17 protein-coding genes and 1 pseudogene are annotated in these 16,713 nt (G+C 71.1%); 17 read left to right on the top strand and 1 reads right to left on the bottom strand.

Going from position 1 to position 16,713, the window contains the following annotated elements; genetic code table 11:
* Positions 1-55 precede the first annotated feature (55 nt).
* A complete protein-coding gene (locus tag AB0959_RS50885) occupies positions 56-934 on the top strand; it encodes an NmrA family transcriptional regulator (protein WP_366833827.1) in 879 nt (292 codons plus the stop codon).
* 87 nt (positions 935-1,021) lie between these two features.
* Here the strand turns inward: AB0959_RS50885 and AB0959_RS50880 are convergent, their stop codons facing one another.
* Positions 1,022-2,182: a YihY/virulence factor BrkB family protein gene (locus AB0959_RS50880; protein ID WP_366833826.1), complete on the bottom strand. Its 1,161-nt coding sequence runs from the start codon at positions 2,180-2,182 to the stop codon at positions 1,022-1,024.
* Between the two features lie 97 nt (positions 2,183-2,279).
* On the opposite strand from AB0959_RS50880, the gene AB0959_RS50875 reads away from it, so the two are divergent.
* From AB0959_RS50875 to AB0959_RS50800, 16 genes and pseudogenes are all read left to right on the top strand, one after another.
* Positions 2,280-3,914, top strand: coding sequence for an acyl-CoA dehydrogenase family protein (locus AB0959_RS50875; RefSeq protein WP_366833825.1), 1,635 nt, complete (start codon positions 2,280-2,282; stop codon positions 3,912-3,914).
* Positions 3,915-4,380: 466 nt separating this feature from the next.
* Positions 4,381-5,640 carry a GAF domain-containing protein gene (locus tag AB0959_RS50870; protein WP_366833840.1) on the top strand — a complete coding sequence of 420 codons (1,260 nt, stop codon included), beginning with the start codon at positions 4,381-4,383 and terminating at the stop codon, positions 5,638-5,640.
* Between the two features lie 158 nt (positions 5,641-5,798).
* Positions 5,799-7,202: a hypothetical protein gene (locus AB0959_RS50865; protein WP_366833824.1), complete on the top strand. Its 1,404-nt coding sequence runs from the start codon at positions 5,799-5,801 to the stop codon at positions 7,200-7,202.
* A 176-nt stretch (positions 7,203-7,378) separates the two neighbouring features.
* Entirely contained in the window at positions 7,379-8,440 is a 1,062-nt protein-coding gene (locus AB0959_RS50860; protein WP_366833839.1) for a helix-turn-helix domain-containing protein, read from the top strand.
* A gap of 54 nt (positions 8,441-8,494) precedes the next feature.
* Entirely contained in the window at positions 8,495-8,725 is a 231-nt protein-coding gene (locus AB0959_RS50855) for a hypothetical protein (RefSeq protein WP_366833823.1), read from the top strand.
* A 90-nt stretch (positions 8,726-8,815) separates the two neighbouring features.
* Entirely contained in the window at positions 8,816-9,388 is a 573-nt protein-coding gene (locus AB0959_RS50850) for a MauE/DoxX family redox-associated membrane protein (RefSeq protein WP_366833822.1), read from the top strand.
* Positions 9,389-9,438: 50 nt separating this feature from the next.
* Positions 9,439-9,981 carry a hypothetical protein gene (locus tag AB0959_RS50845; protein WP_366833821.1) on the top strand — a complete coding sequence of 181 codons (543 nt, stop codon included), beginning with the start codon at positions 9,439-9,441 and terminating at the stop codon, positions 9,979-9,981.
* Positions 9,978-11,906 (top strand): ABC transporter ATP-binding protein, encoded by a 1,929-nt coding sequence (locus AB0959_RS50840; protein WP_366833820.1) that lies wholly within the window; start codon positions 9,978-9,980, stop codon positions 11,904-11,906. Before AB0959_RS50845 ends, AB0959_RS50840 begins: the two co-directional genes overlap by 4 nt.
* Complete coding sequence (locus AB0959_RS50835; protein WP_366833819.1) at positions 11,903-12,403, top strand: S26 family signal peptidase; 501 nt, start codon at positions 11,903-11,905, stop codon at positions 12,401-12,403. The genes AB0959_RS50840 and AB0959_RS50835 overlap by 4 nt, the downstream gene beginning before the upstream one ends.
* 61 nt (positions 12,404-12,464) lie before the next feature.
* Positions 12,465-13,028, top strand: coding sequence for a GNAT family N-acetyltransferase (locus AB0959_RS50830; RefSeq protein ID WP_366833818.1), 564 nt, complete (start codon positions 12,465-12,467; stop codon positions 13,026-13,028).
* Between the two features lie 103 nt (positions 13,029-13,131).
* Complete coding sequence (locus AB0959_RS50825; RefSeq protein WP_309486338.1) at positions 13,132-13,215, top strand: putative leader peptide; 84 nt, start codon at positions 13,132-13,134, stop codon at positions 13,213-13,215.
* Positions 13,216-13,351: 136 nt separating this feature from the next.
* The gene (locus tag AB0959_RS50820) at positions 13,352-15,043 is read left to right on the top strand and encodes a nitrite/sulfite reductase (protein ID WP_366833817.1); all 1,692 of its coding nucleotides are present in this window, start codon (positions 13,352-13,354) and stop codon (positions 15,041-15,043) included.
* Complete coding sequence (locus AB0959_RS50815; protein ID WP_366833816.1) at positions 15,040-15,219, top strand: hypothetical protein; 180 nt, start codon at positions 15,040-15,042, stop codon at positions 15,217-15,219. The genes AB0959_RS50820 and AB0959_RS50815 overlap by 4 nt, the downstream gene beginning before the upstream one ends.
* Entirely contained in the window at positions 15,216-15,989 is a 774-nt protein-coding gene (locus tag AB0959_RS50810) for a phosphoadenylyl-sulfate reductase (RefSeq protein WP_366833815.1), read from the top strand. The genes AB0959_RS50815 and AB0959_RS50810 overlap by 4 nt, the downstream gene beginning before the upstream one ends.
* A complete protein-coding gene (gene cysC, locus AB0959_RS50805; protein WP_366833814.1) occupies positions 15,989-16,576 on the top strand; it encodes an adenylyl-sulfate kinase in 588 nt (195 codons plus the stop codon). Before AB0959_RS50810 ends, cysC begins: the two co-directional genes overlap by 1 nt.
* Positions 16,573-16,713 (top strand): annotated as a pseudogene (locus AB0959_RS50800) (sulfate adenylyltransferase small subunit); the annotation flags it as partial. The gene cysC and the pseudogene AB0959_RS50800, both read left to right, overlap by 4 nt.

Here is a 16,713-nt window from a genome sequence, read left to right as displayed (position 1 = left end):
GGGAATGAGCCGTTCAGCGATGTTTCCGTACGAACGGCGGCAGTTGACTGATCCCATGACCGAAAACACGAAGAACACGCAGAACACTCAGAACACTCAGAACGCGAAGAGCACGCAGGACATGACGGTGCTGGTGACGGGGGCCTCGGGGCGGACCGGCAGCCGGGTCGCGCAGGCGGCGCGGGCGGCGGGGCTCACGGTGCGGGCCGGGTCCCGTGCGACGGGGTTCGACTGGGCGGACCGGTCGACGTGGGCCAGGACGCTCGACGGCGCGGACGCGGCGTATCTGATGTATCCCTCGGACATCGGACACCCCGACGCGGCCGAGTCGATCGGCGCCCTCGCCCGCGAGGCGGTCGCGCACGGCGTGCGACGGCTCGTCCTGCTCTCCGGTCGCGGTGAGGAGCTGGCGCTGCCGGCCGAGGAGGCGCTCAAGGCGTCGGGGGCCGAGTGGACGGTCGTACGGGCCGCCTGGTTCGCCCAGAACTTCAGCGAGGGTCCGCTGGTGGAGGGGCTGCGCCAGGGACAGCTGGTCTTTCCTGCGGGGGAGGTGAAGGAGCCCTTCATTGATGTGCGGGACATCGCGGACGTGGTCGTGACGGCGGTGGCCTCCGGCGGGCTGTACGTGGGGCGCGTCCTGGAGATCACGGGGCCGCGGCTGCTGAGCTGGCGGGAGGCGGTGGCGGAGATCTCGGAGGCAGCCGGGCGGGACTTCGCGTACGTGCCGGTCTCGTCCTCCGAGTACCGCGGGGTCCTCACCGCGTTCGGTATCCCCGCGGGGGAGGCGGAGCATCTGGTGGACGTGTTCGCGGGGCTGCTGGACGGCCGCAACGCCCACGTCGACTCCACGGTGCGGGATGTTCTGGGGCGGGACCCACGTGACTTCTCGGACTTCGCCCGTGAGGCGGCGGCCGCGGGTAGCTGGAAGGCGTGAGCGCCGCACCGCTGAACGTTCCTGTGGTTGCTCGCGCCCGCGCGACGGAGCCGCATGTCGGCACAGCCCCGCGCCCCTGAACGTGCGCTACTCCTCCGGAGGCGGTTCGTCCCCTTGCTTGTGGGCACTCTTGGCATGCGTGCGCAGGCGGCTCGTCACGTCGTCCGGGGGCAGGAAGCGGGACCAGCGTTCCGGGAACTCCGAGGGCATGTCGGGATCATCGGCGTCGTCGGGGTCGGAGGCACGGGCCGCGGCGGCCCGTGCCACGTACTCGGCGGCCTGCTCCTCCCGCAGACGCTCGTTCGCGGCACGTGCGGCGGCCGTGGCGGCGGCCGGCCAGACGCGGTCGATGGCCGCGTTGACGGCGGCGCCGACCAGCACCGCGAAGGCGGAGACGCCGATCCAGAGCAGGACGGCCACGGGCGCGGCGAGGGAGCCGTAGATCGTGGGGCCCTCGACGGTGTTCGTCAGGTAGATACGGAGCAGGAAGCTCCCGAGGACCCACATGCCGAGGGCCACCAGGGCGCCGGGGACGTCCTCGACCCATGGGGAGCGGACCGGCACGGACACGTGGTAGAGGGTGGTCAGGAAGACGACCGACAGGATGATCACTACCGGCCAGTAGAGGATCTGCACGAGCGTCGTCGACTCCGGGACGATGTCCACCACCGCGTCCGGGCCGGCCACCATCAGCGGCAGCACGATCGAGCCGATCAGCAGCGCGACGATGAACAGCAGGAACGCCATCAGCCGGGTCCTGACGATGCCGCGCACACCGTCGAGGCCGTACATGACGGTGATGGTGTCGATGAAGACGTTCACCGCCCGGGAGCCCGACCACAGGGCGAAGAGGAAGCCGATGGAGATGACGTCGGGGCGGCCGCCCTTCGTCACGTCGTCGAGGATCGGCTGGGCGATCTGGTGGACGCCCTTGTCGGACAGGACGGTGCGGGAGGCCTCCAGGAGGTTGTTCTGCAGGCTGGCGATGGTGTTCGCGCCGGTCCAGTCGTCGACGTAGCCGAGCAGACCGATCATGCTCAGCAGCAGCGGCGGCACGGACAGCAGCGTGAAGAACGCCGCCTCGGCGGCGAGTCCGAGGATGCGGTACTCGATGCACGAGTTGACGGTGTCCTTGAGCAGCAGCCAGGCCGTCCTGCGCTTGGAGACGTTCCGGTAGAGGGCGCGTGCCCGGTGGAGACGACCGGAGGCGCTCTCGGGAGACTCGGGGGGATTACTTGCTGGCTGCACGTCCTAAAGGTATCCGCCGTGGCAGGTCGGCCTCACCTTCCGGTACCGATGCCGGATACTGGTGACCGAGGCGCTACCGAAGGGTAGGTTCCGGGACATGGCAGCCAGCACGCATGAAGTGACCAACCAGGCTCCGCCCCTGGTGGGATATGACGTCTTCGCCGCCGACCGGGTCCTCGTGGAGGCGGTCGAGCGGCACCTCGCCCCCGATCTGCTCGACGACGTCCGCGACGAGCTTTCACTGCTCGGGCGCACGGCCGGTTCCGTACAGGCACAGGAGTGGGGGGTGCTGGCCAACGAGAACCCGCCGAAGCTGCGCACCCACGACCGGTACGGCCACCGGATCGACGAGGTGGAGTTCCATCCGTCCTGGCACCGTCTCCTCGGCAAGGGCGTCTCGGCGGGGATGACGGCGGCCTGGGCGCGGCCGGGCGGGCACGTACGGCGCGCGGCCTCCTTCGTGATCTGGACGCAGGTCGAGGCGGGCCACGGCTGCCCGCTGTCGATGACCCACGCGGCGGTCCCGGCCCTGCGCACCGATCCGGCGCTGGCCGCCGAGTGGGAGCCGCGGCTGACGTCGATGATCTACGACCAGGCGCTGCGGCCCGCCGCGCAGAAGCCCGGCGTCCTCTTCGGGATGGGGATGACGGAGAAGCAGGGCGGCAGTGACGTGCGCGCCAACACGACGTCGGCGCGGCCGCTCGCCGAGGACGGCACGTACGAGCTGACCGGGCACAAGTGGTTCTGTTCGGCGCCGATGTCGGACGCGTTCCTGGTGCTGGCGCAGGCTCCGGGCGGGCTGACCTGCTTCCTGGTGCCGCGCGTACTGGAGGACGGCACGCGGAACGTGTTCCGCATCCAGCGGCTGAAGGACAAGCTGGGCAACCGGTCCAACGCCTCCAGCGAGGTCGAGTTCGACGGGACGTGGGCGCGCCGGGTCGGTGACGAGGGCCGGGGCGTGCGCACGATCATCGAGATGGTGGCGATCACGCGGGTGGACTGCGTGCTGGGCGCGGCCTCGCAGATGCGGCAGGCGGTGACGCAGGCGGTGCACCACTGCACGTACCGGGAGGCGTTCGGCGGGAAGCTGGTCGACAAGCCCCTGATGCGGAACGTGCTGGCTGACCTGGCGCTGGAGTCGGAGGCGGCGACGACGCTGGCGCTGAGGCTGGCCGCCGCGTACGACGACGGGTCCGAGGAGGAGCGCGCGTTCCTGCGGCTCGCGGTGCCGACCGCGAAGTACTGGGTGACCAAGCGCGCCACGCCGATGGTGGCCGAGGCCCTGGAGTGCCTGGGCGGCAACGGGTACGTGGAGGAGTCGGGCATGCCCCGGCTGCTGCGCGAGTCGCCGCTGAACTCGATCTGGGAGGGCGCGGGGAACGTGCAGGCGCTGGACGTGCTGCGCGCCCTGCAGCGCGAGCCGCAGGCGCTGAACGCGGTCCTGACGGAGGTGGGCCGGGCCCGGGGTGCCGATCACCGGCTGGACGGCGCCATCAAGAACCTGCTGACCGAGCTCGCCGACCTGGACGGCATCGAGGCCCGCGCCCGCCGTGTCGTCGAGCGCCTCGCCCTGGTGCTCCAGGGTTCGCTGCTGGTGCGGTACGCGCCGCCGGCGGTCGCCGACGCGTTCTGCGCCTCGCGCCTCGGCGGCGACTGGGGCACGGCCTTCGGGACGCTGCCGCACAGCCTGGACCTGGCGTCGGTGGTCGAGCGGGCGCGTCCGGTGAGCTGAGGGCCGTTTCGCACGGGGAGCCGAGAGCCGTTTCGCACGGTGAGCCGAGGGCCGTTTCGCCGTACGTCACTTCCGGACGTCACTTCCGGCCATCCGCCACGGGGACGGCCCCGCGACCGCCGTACGACCACTGCGACGGTCGGCGACTGCCGTACGGCCCGGGGACGCGCCCAACCGCCTTATGACAGGGGCGGGTTCGGTCCCGGTAAACGACGCGGGGGTGATGCTGCGCCGACACGGCACCACCCCCGCTGCCTCGGCCCCCGAGCTGGAGCGCGACCGCCCCAGCGAACGGCGCTGAACAAGTGTCAAGCACCGTACGGCTGTTCGCCAGGGTTGCGGGGGGTTGCAACTCGTCAGCTCTCTGTGGCCGGACTGTGTCCCTCCGTGGTCGTTCGGCGGCACACTTGAGGCCCGCGGTCAACGCACGCGGGTCTGCGGGGAGGATCGAGTGGCGCACTCGCCGATGGATGTCACGCGGCTCGCCGCCCAGGACACGAGACGGGCGGCACGGGTGCTCGGCGAGGTGCGCGGCGCCGCGCTCGCCGGAGAGCGGCCGAAAGTGGCGCCGCGGCCGGTGATCAGGGAGTCCTGGGACCGCACGGTCCGCGGCGGAGTCGACCCCGACCACGACTTACGGGCCGATGTGCTCGGCCTGGACGAGGTGGAGCGGCGCAGGCAGACCTCACGGCTGCGGCACGTCCTGCCCGTGCTGCACGAGGGGCTGCTGCCGTTCGCGGACTCCGCACAGCACATCGTGGTGGTCGCCGACGCGGAAGGCCGGGCGCTGTGGCGCGAGGGCAGCCCGGTCGGGCTGCGCAAGGCGGACGGGCAGGGGCTCGGAATCGGCGGGGACTTCCGGGAGGAGGTGATCGGCACGAACGGCATCGGCACCCCGCTCGTGGCCCGCCGCCCGGTGGAGGTGGTCTCCGCCGAGCACTTCGCGCGCACCCTGCAGTCCTGGGTGTGCGCCGGCGCCCCCATCACCGACCCGCGTGACGGGCGGCTGCTGGGCGCGGTGGACGTCAGCGGCCCGCCGGAGTCCCACCATCCCGCCACGCTCGCCCTCGTCGGCTCGGTGGCCAAGCTCGCCGAGGCCCGGCTGCGGGACCTGCACCTGACCTCGCTGGAACGGCTGCGCGCGGTCGCCGCGCCGGTGCTGGCACGGATCGGCGGCCGGGCGGCGGCCGTGGACACGGACGGCTGGACGGCCGCGGTGACCGGCATGCCGTACACGAACCGGCTGGCCCTGCCGAAGTCCCTCTCCCCCGGCCGGAGCCGGCTGCCCCATCTGGGGCTGTGTCACGTGGAGCCCCTGCCCGGGGGCTGGCTGATACGTCCCAGTGCCGAGTCGCCGGCCGACGGCGGGGCCCGCATCGTCCTGGACCTGGCGCACCCGCGCCGCTGCACGGTGACCGCGTCGGGCGGCGCGGGCTCCTGGACGCACGAACTCAGCCCGCGACACGCCGAACTGCTCTACCTTCTCGCCCTCCACCCCACCGGCCGCACCGCGGCGGCCCTGGCCGACGACGTGTTCGGCGACCCGGCTCGCACGGTCACGGTCCGCGCGGAGATGTCCCGCGTACGCCGCTACATGGGCGCCTTCCTGGAACACCGGCCGTACCGCTTCACGGAGGGCACGGACGTCGACGTCCTGCTGCCGGACGACCCGCTCGACCTGCTGCCGCACTCGATGGCCCCGGGCGTGGTGCGGGCGCGCGGGTGAACGAACGGTAGCCCACAGGTGAGGGATATCCCTGCATTTATGCAGTACTCCAACCGCGACGGGGTCCCTCTGAAGTAGCATCACTCCCAGGCCACCCCACCTGGCTCTCCGTCAACGTCTTGATCATGAGAGGCAGTTGGCCGTCCCTGGGAGGTTGTATGAGTCGCGGGAGACACCGTCGACGCAGAAGGGGCCGTGCGCTGCGCGCCGCTCTGACCGGGACCGCGCTCGGACTGACCGCCGCGGCCACCCTGATCAGCACCTCGCAGGCCGCGGGCGGCGACGACCCGGGTGCGCTCAGGTCGCTCACCTCGTCGAGCAGCGAGATGGCGAAGCTCCAGCTGCACGAGAACCTCGTCCGCGAGACGACCCTCGACAAGCTGACGAGCAACATGGGCGGGAACGTCGGCGTGCACGGCGTCCTGCAGAGCGCCAACCACACCATGCGGAACAAGTCCGCCTGCTACGACACCGAGCGGGCGGCCCTGCCGGTCGAGCCCACGGCGACCCGCGCGTACTGCTGGGACACCGGTGACGCGACGACCCAGAAGTGGCTCCCCCAGTCCGTGACGACCTCCGCCGACGCCGACGACGACGGCCGGTGGGGCGAGGACAACGTCATCCTGTCCGGCTGGACGCACAACGACCACAAGCCCGGTGAGCCGGCGGCCGACAAGGGCCTCGCCCGGGTCGCCTTCATCGACGCGAACGACCCGGACAACCTCAAGTACCGCTGGGTCCTCCTCGTCGCCCCTCTCTCGGGCGGCGACACCTTCGGTGCCGTGCGTTCCCACATCGGCGGCATGGTCTGGTACCAGGACAAGCTGATCGTCACCGCGAAGAACGGCGCCGGCCACAACAACGCCCTCTTCGTCTTCGACATGCACCGCATCCTCCAGGCCGACGTCAACAGCAGCGCGGTCGGCAAGGTGAGCGGCGGCTACTCGGCACACGGCTACCAGTACGTGCTGCCGGCCATCGGCTCGTACAACCTGACGGGCGGCAAGTGCGACGCGGACAACGACAACGCGGTCCCGTGCTTCGGCTCCATCTCGCTGGACCGCACCTCGACGCCCAACAGCCTGGTCGCGGGTGAGTGGTTCAGCTCGGGCGGCACCGAGCCCGCCCGCCTCTGGCGCTACTACTTCAGCACCCAGCTCAGCCGCACGGGCCTGCTGGGCTCCAACTCCAGCGACATCGTGAACGCGGACGAGGCGTACGAGACCAAGGCGGTCGGCCTGCAGGGCGTGATCTCGCACAAGCCGAGCGGGGCGAGCAAGGCCGACTGGTACGTCGACTACGCCCCCGGCACCAGAGGCAAGCACGGCACTCTGTGGCGGCAGGACGAGGACGGTGCCGACGCCGCCCGGTGCACCTCCGACCAGTCGTACGCGTGCTGGGGCCAGCACACCGAGTCCATGTCGTACTCACAGAGGACCGGCGAGCTGTGGACGCTCACGGAGTGGGCGGCGAACAAGGACAACGAGTGGAAGCCGACGGCCATCCCCGAGCGGGCGCTGTACGCGGTGCCGCTGTCGGCGGTCAACAACTCCTTGGGCTAGGAGTCTCCTGAAGGTCTTGGAACCGCGCAGGGCTGTCATCAGCGGATTCAAGGTTTCTGACAGGTTTCGGGCAAGCCTGGTCGTGCAGGGTCGTTCCACCACCGAAGAGGGGGCCATCGGTCCCCTCTTCGGTCTTACGGGACACGACCACGCCGAACCAGGAGGAGAACGTGGGTATGCCCGAAGGCTGTCCACCCGGTACTCACGGCGAACTGCTCCGGCCGCACCGCGCGGTGCTGGACGAGATCACCGGGCTCTGGCACGTGCCGGCCCTGCGGCCCGACGGCCCCGCACGGCTCCGCGCGGGCCTGCGGGGCCTGCACCTCGGTGGCCTGTGGGTCGCGGCACTGGTGTGCCCGCGGACCCGCTTCGCCCGCACCGTGCCGCTCATCCGACGGTGCGACCCACAGGCCTTCCACGTCCTGTACATGAGGAGAGGGCGGGCCACCGTCAGCGCCGAGCGGTGCAACACCCGCGTCGACGCCGGGCAGTTGTTGTTGCTGGACAGTTCCAGCCCCTACAGCGGACGGTTCGACGACCCGGCCGGCGTCCACTCCTTCGTGATCGCCCAGTTCCCGCGCGCCGTACTGCGGTTGCCCCCGCGCACCGTACGACGGCTCCACGTCGTTCCCGTCCCCCTCGGTCCGGGCATGGGCGGCGCGCTGGCACGCTGGCTGTCGGACATCACCGGCCGTGCCGACGAGTTCGCGCGGCCCGACGGGCCCTTCCTCACCGAGGTCACCACCAACCTGGTCGCGTCGGTGCTCACCGGTGCGATCGGTCCCGCTGAGGGCCTGGACACCGAGGACCGCAGACGAGTGCTGCGGACGCAGATCCGGCAGTTCATCCGGCAGCACCTCGCCGATCCGCTCACTCCGGAGCGCATCGCCGCGGAACACCAGTTGTCCCGCCGTTCCCTGTACACCCTCTTCGAGGAGGACGGCCAGACCGTGGCCGCCTGGATCCGGCAGGAACGGCTTGAGCGGTGCCGACGCGATCTCGCCGATCCGCGGCTCGCGGGGCAGCCGATCCATTCCATCGCCGCGCGCTGGGGATTCCCGGACAAGGCGCACTTCAGCCGGGTGTTCCGGTCCGTGTACGGGGCCGCGCCACGCGACTTCCGCCGGCGGGCGACACCGCACGGACCGACAACCACCCCGCACTCGGGGTCAACGACAGCCCCGCGGCCGTCCAGCACTCTCGTTACCAGGGGCACCGTTCACGGCAAGCGGCCGTGAGCCCGTGCCTCACCGTTCGCAACGGTCCTCCCATCGATCGCGAAGGAGCGAGACATGCTCACAAGGCTTGAGGGACTGGGCAGCAGGATGCTGAACCTGCTGGTGCCGCGGGTGGAGGCGTCCGCCGCCGCGGCCTGCACGTGTCGCCTGTGCGTGCAGGGCGGCGCCTCGTCCGGCTGTGCGTCGACCGGGCACCGGTGGTACCAGAAGTATCCGTGCGAAGGCGGCACCCCGGTCTTCGACCGCTGCGCGAACTGCCGCCCCGGCGCCGGCGAGTGCATCTGACGGCCGTTCGTCCCGTCGTTACCGCCGTGCGGTGGGTGGACGCCCACCGCACGGCTCCATCCCGACCTCTACACGCCCGGAGGCAGTTCGATGGAATACCTGTTCGCGGGAGCACGCGGACTGCTGGGACTGGTGTTCCTGGTGTCCGTCGTGGGCAAGGTCGCCGGACGCTCCGCGTTCACCGCCTTCGTCGGGTCCGTCCGGGCCCTGGGTGTGGTGCCGCCCGTCCTCGTCCGCCCGGTGGCCCGGACGGTGATCGCCTGGGAGGTGGCCGTGTGCGTCCTGGTGGCCGTACCAGGACGGAGTGCCGCGACGGCCGGGTTTCTCGCCGCCGTCGCCCTGCTGGCGGGCTTCACCACCGGCATCGCGGCGGCCGTACGCCGAGGAGCCACAGCCCCCTGCCGCTGCTTCGGCGCCTCGACGACGCCGCTCGGCACCCCGCACATCGTGCGCAACGTCGTGCTCTGCGCCGTCGCCATGGCCGGAGCGCTCTCCGCGCCGGTGGCCGCCGACGCCAGGCCGGGCGGTGCGGTGGTGGCCGGGGCCACCGGACTGTTCGCCGGGGCGGTGATCACTCAGCTCGACCACCTGCTCACCCTCTTCCGTCCGCTGTCCGTCCCCGCGCGGACCGGCGCGACCGGCCCCAACCGCCGGTCGGCCTGACCTGTCGGCCCACTCAAACCCCTATGACACCCATCAGCCAAGGAGCACTCATGCCCGTCCTGATCGCCGTCGTGGCCGTCGTCGGAACGCTGTGCGCGCTGAACCTGGTCCTCACCCTCGGCGTCGTCAAACGACTGCGGGAGCACACCGAGATGTTCGGAGCCATGCAGGGAGAGCCGGTCCGCCTCGAAGTGGGCGAGGAAGTCGGCGAGTTCGACACGTCGACCATCGCTGGGGAGCCCCTAATGCGCGACCTGCTGACCGGTTCGATCCTCTTCGGGGTCTTCTCCCCCACCTGCGAGCCCTGCCGGGACAAGCTTCCCCGCTTCGTCGAGTACGCGCGGCAGGAGCCCGGAGGCCGGTCCTCGGTGATCGCGACCGTCGTCGGGGACGCCGACGCGGCGGCCGAGTTCGCGGCCGAGTTGAGCCCGGTCGCCCATGTAGTGGTCGAGGACTCCGACGGCGCGATGAGCACCGCGTTGGGGATCCGGGCCTTCCCGAGCGTCCTGCGCGCCGAACGCGGCACCGGGGGCCGACTCGTCGTCGTGGACGACGACGTGACACTCAGCCGCCCGACCAGCCTGGCCGCGTGACCGGGGCCTCATCTCCCGCTCCCGGCCCGCGCCGAGCGCGGAAGTACACCGGCCGGGAGCGGAGGGCGACCCGGCGGGCACGGCTCCCGCGCCTCCCCCGGCACGCGGCGGCGGCCATCGCCCTGGCGGCACGAGCGGCGCCGGCGGTCTTCACCGGCCATGTGCTGCTGACGCTCGCGACGGGTGCGCTTCCCGTGACGGCAGCCTGGCTGACCAAACTCGCCCTGGACGGCCTGACGGACGGCGGCACTTCGACCGCCACCCTCGTAGGGCTGGCGGCGGGGCTGGCAGGCGTCGGAGTGGTGACCGCGGTGACCACGCACACGAATCAGTACCTGCGGTCGCAACTTGACCGCGCGATCGGCCTGCTGACGCAGGATCGGCTGTTCACGGCCGTCAACGCCTTCGTCGGCCTGAAGCGGTTCGAGAGCCCATCGTTCCTCGACCGGCTCCGGCTGGCCCAGCACACGAGCACCCTCGGACCGGGCCAGGTGCTCAACGGGACACTGGGACTGACCCAGGCCGCGATCACGGTCACCGGCTTCCTGGGCTCCCTCTTCGTCCTCAGCCCCGCGATGACCGTACTGGTGCTGGCGGCGGGGGTGCCCGCGCTCGTGGCCGAACTGGTCCTGTCCCGGCAGCGGGTCCGCCTGCACTGGGACCTCGGGCCCACGGAACGGCGCGAGATCTTCTACAGCGAGTTGCTGTCGACCGTCGAAGCCGCCAAGGAGGTACGGCTGTTCGGCATCGGCGCCTTCCTCCAGGGCCGGATGCTCACCGACCGGCGCACGGCCAACGCGGCCAAGGCGCTGCTGGACCGGCGTGACGCGCTCGTCCAGTCCGGGCTGGCGCTGCTCGCCGCGCTGGTCTCGGGCGGCGGGGTGGTGTGGGCCGTCCTGGCGGCGCGGTCCGGTCATCTCTCGGTGGGCGACATCGCGATCTTCATCGCGGCGGTCGCGGGGGTACAGGGCTCGCTCACCGCCGTCGCGGGACACGTCGCGGGCTCCCACGAGGCGCTGTTGCTGTTCGAGCACTACCTGGACGTCGTCCGCTGCGAGCCGGACCTGCCGGTCGCCGCCGCTCCGGTCCCGCTGCCCGCGCTGCGGGACGGCATCGAGTTCCGGGACGTGTGGTTCCGTTACTCCGACGACCACCCCTGGGTGCTGCGCGGGGTCAGCTTCCGTCTGCGGCACGGGGAGTCGCTGGCGCTCGTGGGCCTGAACGGTTCGGGCAAGTCCACCCTGGTGAAGCTGCTGTGCCGGTTCTACGACCCGACGCGCGGCGCGATCCTCTGGGACGGCGTCGACCTGCGGGACGTCGATCCGCGCGGGTTGCGTACCCGGATCGGGGCGGCGTTCCAGGACTACATGGCGTATGACATGACGGCGGCGGAGAATATCGGACTGGGCGATCTGGACGCCTTCGACGACGTGCGACGGATCCGGGGTGCGGCGGAGCGGGCGGGCATCCACGACAAGCTGTCCACCCTGCCCCTGCGGTACGGCACGCTCCTGTCCCGCCGCTTCCCCACGATGTCGGAGAACGGCGACCCGGCCACCGGTGTCGTGCTCTCCGGAGGACAGTGGCAGCGACTCGCGCTGGCCCGCGCGTTCCTGCGCGACGAGCAGGACCTGATGGTTCTCGACGAGCCGGCCTCCGGGCTCGACGCACAGGCGGAGGCGGAGATCCAGGAGGCGCTGCGGACACACCGGCGCGGCCGGACCAGCCTGCTGATCTCCCACCGGCTCGGCTCGGTCCGGGAGGCCGACGTGATCGTGGTGCTCGCGGCGGGACGGGTCGTCGAACGGGGCAGCCACGCGGCCCTCATGGCGGCGGACGGAGAGTACGCGCGGCTGTTCGCCCTCCAGGCGTCCGGCTACCGGGCGGAGGACAGCCGGCCCGGCGTCGAAGCAGGCCGCCGGTGACGCGCCGTGGGTACTGGGCCGCGTCCGCCACGGCGCTCGGCCTGGCGGGCACGGCCGTACTGCTGCGGTACACGGTGGTCCGGGTGACCGTGCGCGGCACCAGCATGACACCGGTGTACGAGGACGGTGCCCAGGTCCTCGTCCACCGCGGCGGCCGGATCGCGGTGGGGCGCGTGGTCGTGCTGGAGCGCCCCGCGCGGGGTGTGACCTGGCCCCTGCCGTCGCTGGACCGCTCGGCATCCTCCCGCGCGGTGGCGGCCAGGCGATGGATCATCAAACGCGTGGCGGCGGTCCCCGGCGACCCGGCCCCGCTGGACCGCGTACCGGCCCTGGACCGTACGGCGGGCCCCGTCGTGCCGCCCGGCAGAGTCGTCCTCCTCGGCGACAATCCGGGGAACAGCTATGACTCGCGCCACGTGGGCTACTTCCCCGTGGCACGGGTGCTGGGCACGGTGGTCGGGCGGCAGATCCCGCCGCCGCCACCGCCGTGGGCCTGAGCGTCGCTGGGGCCGGACCCGGCTTTGGTGCCCGGTCCGGCCTCGTGGTTTTCTGGCTGCCATGTCCACCATCACCGTGACCACCTGGTCCCTGGAGCAGACGTCCCCGGCCGACCTCCTGCCCGCGCAGGGCCCGGAGGGCGACGTCCGGGTCGTCCGCGCCGAGGTCCCCTCCCCCGAGTTCAGCCGCTTCCTGTACACCTCCGTCGGCGGCGACATCCGCTGGACCGACCTGCTGTCGTGGTCGTACGCGCGCTGGCGCGAGCACCTGGAGCGGCCCGGCGTGGAGACGTGGGTGGCCTACGACCGCGGGACGCCCGCCGGGTACGTCGAGCTCGAACCGCAGGACGGCGGGGTCGTGGAGATCGCGCACTTCGGTCTCGTCCCGGCGTTCCGGGGCCGGCGCATCGGCGGGCACCTGCTGTCGTACGGAACGGCGCGGGCCTGGGACCTGGCCGAGCGGTGGCCGGGGCTGCCCCCGACCAAGCGGGTCTGGCTGCACACGTGCAGCAAGGACGGGGAGCACGCGATGGCCAACTACCAGCGGCGGGGATTCAGGCTCTTCGACACCAAGGTCGAACAGGAGCCGGAGGTGCCGGCGCCGGGGCCTTGGCCTGGGGCCTAGGCTCGTCATGACGCACATCACAGCGTCCCGGCATGCGAGACAACCTTGTCCACGATATGGATAATGGTGGACTGAGTCTAAAGAGGCATGACACGCTTCCGTCATGTCTGGAACTGGAATTGCCTTGGTGAGTCGGCGGCACGTCGACCTCGGCCGCATGTCCAGCGCCATCTGTCCGGCGAGCTGACCAGCCGCAGCACCGCCGCATCCCCCCTTCTGCCTCATCCTGCGCAACGCCGCGCACGTATGGCACGCACGCCGTAATGCTCCCGTACGCGCAGGTCAGAGCCGCAATCCCGCCTGTCCCGAAGGACGTACCAACCATGGCCGCCACCCCGCAACGCCCTGCCACGCCCCGCCGCAAGGTGAGCCGTCACCGTGGCGAGGGTCAGTGGGCCGTAGGTCACTTCACCCCGCTGAACGGCAACGAGCAGTTCAAGAAGGACGACGACGGTCTCAATGTGCGGACACGTATTGAGACGATCTACTCGAAGCGGGGCTTCGACTCCATCGACCCCAACGACCTGCGCGGTCGTATGCGCTGGTGGGGGCTGTACACCCAGCGCAAGCCCGGCATCGACGGCGGCAAGACCGCCATCCTGGAGCCGGAGGAGCTGGACGACAAGTACTTCATGCTGCGCGTCCGCGTGGACGGCGGGCGGCTGACCACGCAGCAGCTGCGTGTGATCGGCGAGATCTCGCAGGAGTTCGCGCGCGGCACCGCGGACATCACCGACCGGCAGAACATCCAGCTGCACTGGATCCGCATCGAGGACGTACCGGAGATCTGGGACCGGCTGGAGGCCGTCGGCCTGTCCACCACCGAGGCCTGCGGTGACACCCCGCGCGTCATCATCGGCTCGCCGGTCGCCGGCATCGCCGAGGACGAGATCGTCGACGGCTCCTCCGCCATCGACGAGATCCACGAGCGGTACATCGGCAGCAAGGAGTTCTCCAACCTGCCCCGCAAGTTCAAGACGGCGATCTCCGGTTCCCCGCTCCTCGACGTCGCGCACGAGATCAACGACGTGGCGTTCGTCGGTGTCGAGCACCCCGAGCACGGTCCCGGCTTCGACCTGTGGGTCGGCGGCGGCCTGTCGACCAACCCGAAGATCGGCGTCCGGCTCGGCGCCTGGGTGCCGCTGGAGGAGGTACCGGACGTCTGGGCGGGCGTGATCGGTATCTTCCGCGACTACGGCTACCGGCGACTGCGCACCCGCGCCCGCCTGAAGTTCCTGGTCGCCGACTGGGGTGCGGAGAAGTTCCGCCAGGTCCTGGAGGACGAGTACCTCAAGCGGAAGCTGACCGACGGTCCCGCGCCCGCCGAGCCCGTGGAGCGCTGGCGTGACCACGTCGGCGTGCACCGGCAGCAGGACGGCCGCTTCTACGTCGGGTTCGCCCCGCGCGTCGGCCGCGTCGACGGTGCCACGCTGACGAAGATCGCCGAGGTGGCGGAGGCCCACGGCTCTGGCCGGGTCCGTACGACCGTCGAGCAGAAGATGATCGTCCTCGATGTCGAGGAGGCGCAGGTCGAGGCGCTGGTCGAGGCGCTTGAGGCCCTGGACCTGACCGCCAAGCCCTCCCCGTTCCGGCGCGGCACCATGGCCTGCACCGGCATCGAGTACTGCAAGCTCGCCATCGTCGAGACCAAGCAGCGCGGTTCGTCCCTGATCGACGAGCTGGAGCGCCGTATCCCGGACTTCGACGAGCCGATCACCATCAACATCAACGGCTGCCCCAACGCCTGCGCCCGTATCCAGGTCGCGGACATCGGTCTCAAGGGACAGCTCGTCCTCGACGACCAGGGCGAGCAGGTCGAGGGCTACCAGGTGCACCTGGGCGGCGCGCTCGGCCTTCAGGCCGGGTTCGGCCGCAAGGTGCGCGGTCTGAAGGTCACCTCCGACGAACTGCCCGACTACGTCGAGCGCGTCCTCAAGCGGTTCCAGGCGGAGCGCGAGGACGGCGAGCGGTTCGCCACGTGGGCCGCGCGTGCCGACGAGGAGGCACTGTCGTGAGCGAGCGTGCCGCCCCGTTCTACTGCCCCTACTGCGGCGACGAGGACCTGCGCCCGAGCGAAGAGGGCCACGGCGCGTGGGAATGCGGGGCGTGCAATCGAGCCTTCCAGTTGAAGTTCCTGGGGCTTCTCGCCCGGGGGCTTGAGCGAGCCGACAGTGGAGGGGATCAGATATGAATACCGCTCAGGCGGATTCCGATACATCCGGCACATCCAGCACATCCGACGCATCCGTGAACGACGCGGGCGACCCGGACGCGGCCAAGCGCGCCGAACTGAAGGCCCTCGCCGAGCAGGCCGGCCGTGACCTGGAGGACGCTTCCGCGCTGGAGATCCTCCAGTGGGCCGTGGACACCTTCGGGAAGCGTTTCTGCGTGACCTCCTCCATGGAGGACGCCGTGGTCGCGCACCTCGCCTCCCGTGCCCGGCCCGGCGTGGACGTCGTCTTCCTCGACACCGGCTACCACTTCCCGGAGACCATCGGCACCCGTGACGCGGTCGAGGCCGTGATGGACGTCAACGTCATCACGCTCACGCCGCGCCAGACCGTGGCCGAGCAGGACGCCGAGTACGGGCCGAAGCTGCACGACCGCGACCCCGACCTGTGCTGCTTCCTGCGCAAGGTCAAGCCGCTGGAGGAGGGCCTGACCCGCTACGACGCGTGGGCGACGGGCCTGCGCCGCGACGAGTCCGAGACCCGGGCGAACACCCCGGTCGTCGGCTGGGACGAGAAGCGCGGCAAGGTCAAGGTCTCGCCGATCGCGCGCTGGACCCAGGACGACGTGGACGCGTACGTCGCCGAGCACGGCGTGCTCACCAACCCGCTGCTGATGGACGGCTACCCCTCCGTGGGCTGCGCCCCCTGCACCCGTCGTGTCGTGGAGGGCGAGGACGCGCGCGCCGGCCGCTGGGCGGGGCGCTCCAAGACCGAGTGCGGGCTGCACTGATGACGACGCCCGCGACCACCACACCGTCTCCGAACCCCCGGGAGAACCACGTGACGACCGGAGCCACCGTCTGGCTCACGGGTCTGCCGAGCGCCGGCAAGACCACCATCGCGTACGAGCTGGCGAGCCGGCTGCGCGAGGACGGCCACCTCGTCGAGGTGCTCGACGGCGACGAGATCCGTCAGTTCCTCACCGCCGACCTCGGATTCAGCCGCGCCGACCGCCACACCAACGTGCAGCGCGTCGGCTTCCTCGCCGACCTGCTGGCCCGCAACGGTGTGAAGGCGCTCGTGCCGGTCATCGCGCCCTACGCCGACAGCCGCGAGGCCGTCCGCAAGCGCCACCAGGCGAGCGGCGCCGCGTACATCGAGGTCCACGTGGCCACCCCGGTCGAGGTCTGCTCCGTACGCGACGTGAAGGGGCTGTACGCCAAGCAGGCCGCGGGCGAGATCTCCGGGCTCACCGGTGTCGACGACCCCTACGAGGAGCCCGAGACTCCCGACCTGCGCATCGAGTCGCAGAACCAGACCGTGCGGGAGTCCGCCGCCACGGTCCACAAGCTGCTCGTCGAAAGGGGCCTGGCATGACAACGGCCGCGACCGTCTCCTCGGAGACCGACAGCGCGTACACCCTGTCGCACCTGGACTCGCTGGAGTCCGAGGCGGTGCACATCTTCCGTGAGGTGGCGGGCGAGTTCGAGCGGCCGGTGATCCTGTTCTCCGGC

The organism is Streptomyces sp. NPDC046862, from assembly GCF_040704615.1.
GTDB lineage: Bacteria > Actinomycetota > Actinomycetes > Streptomycetales > Streptomycetaceae > Streptomyces.
The sequence above is the reverse complement of the archived record's forward strand: the minus strand, read 5'-3'. Positions and strand labels throughout refer to the sequence as shown.

Bases quoted from the DNA above. Each gene is read 5' to 3' on its own strand.
- AB0959_RS50855 (WP_366833823.1), top strand. From the start codon at position 8,495: ATGCTCACAAGGCTTGAGGGACTGGGCAGCAGGATGCTGAACCTGCTG.
- cysC (WP_366833814.1), top strand. From the start codon at position 15,989: ATGACGACGCCCGCGACCACCACACCGTCTCCGAACCCCCGGGAGAAC.
- AB0959_RS50860 (WP_366833839.1), top strand. From the start codon at position 7,379: ATGCCCGAAGGCTGTCCACCCGGTACTCACGGCGAACTGCTCCGGCCG.
- AB0959_RS50875 (WP_366833825.1), top strand. From the start codon at position 2,280: ATGGCAGCCAGCACGCATGAAGTGACCAACCAGGCTCCGCCCCTGGTG.
- AB0959_RS50885 (WP_366833827.1), top strand. From the start codon at position 56: ATGACCGAAAACACGAAGAACACGCAGAACACTCAGAACACTCAGAAC.
- AB0959_RS50865 (WP_366833824.1), top strand. From the start codon at position 5,799: ATGAGTCGCGGGAGACACCGTCGACGCAGAAGGGGCCGTGCGCTGCGC.
- AB0959_RS50830 (WP_366833818.1), top strand. From the start codon at position 12,465: ATGTCCACCATCACCGTGACCACCTGGTCCCTGGAGCAGACGTCCCCG.
- AB0959_RS50820 (WP_366833817.1), top strand. From the start codon at position 13,352: ATGGCCGCCACCCCGCAACGCCCTGCCACGCCCCGCCGCAAGGTGAGC.
- AB0959_RS50845 (WP_366833821.1), top strand. From the start codon at position 9,439: ATGCCCGTCCTGATCGCCGTCGTGGCCGTCGTCGGAACGCTGTGCGCG.
- AB0959_RS50825 (WP_309486338.1), top strand. From the start codon at position 13,132: ATGTCTGGAACTGGAATTGCCTTGGTGAGTCGGCGGCACGTCGACCTC.
- AB0959_RS50870 (WP_366833840.1), top strand. From the start codon at position 4,381: ATGGATGTCACGCGGCTCGCCGCCCAGGACACGAGACGGGCGGCACGG.
- AB0959_RS50850 (WP_366833822.1), top strand. From the start codon at position 8,816: ATGGAATACCTGTTCGCGGGAGCACGCGGACTGCTGGGACTGGTGTTC.
- AB0959_RS50810 (WP_366833815.1), top strand. From the start codon at position 15,216: ATGAATACCGCTCAGGCGGATTCCGATACATCCGGCACATCCAGCACA.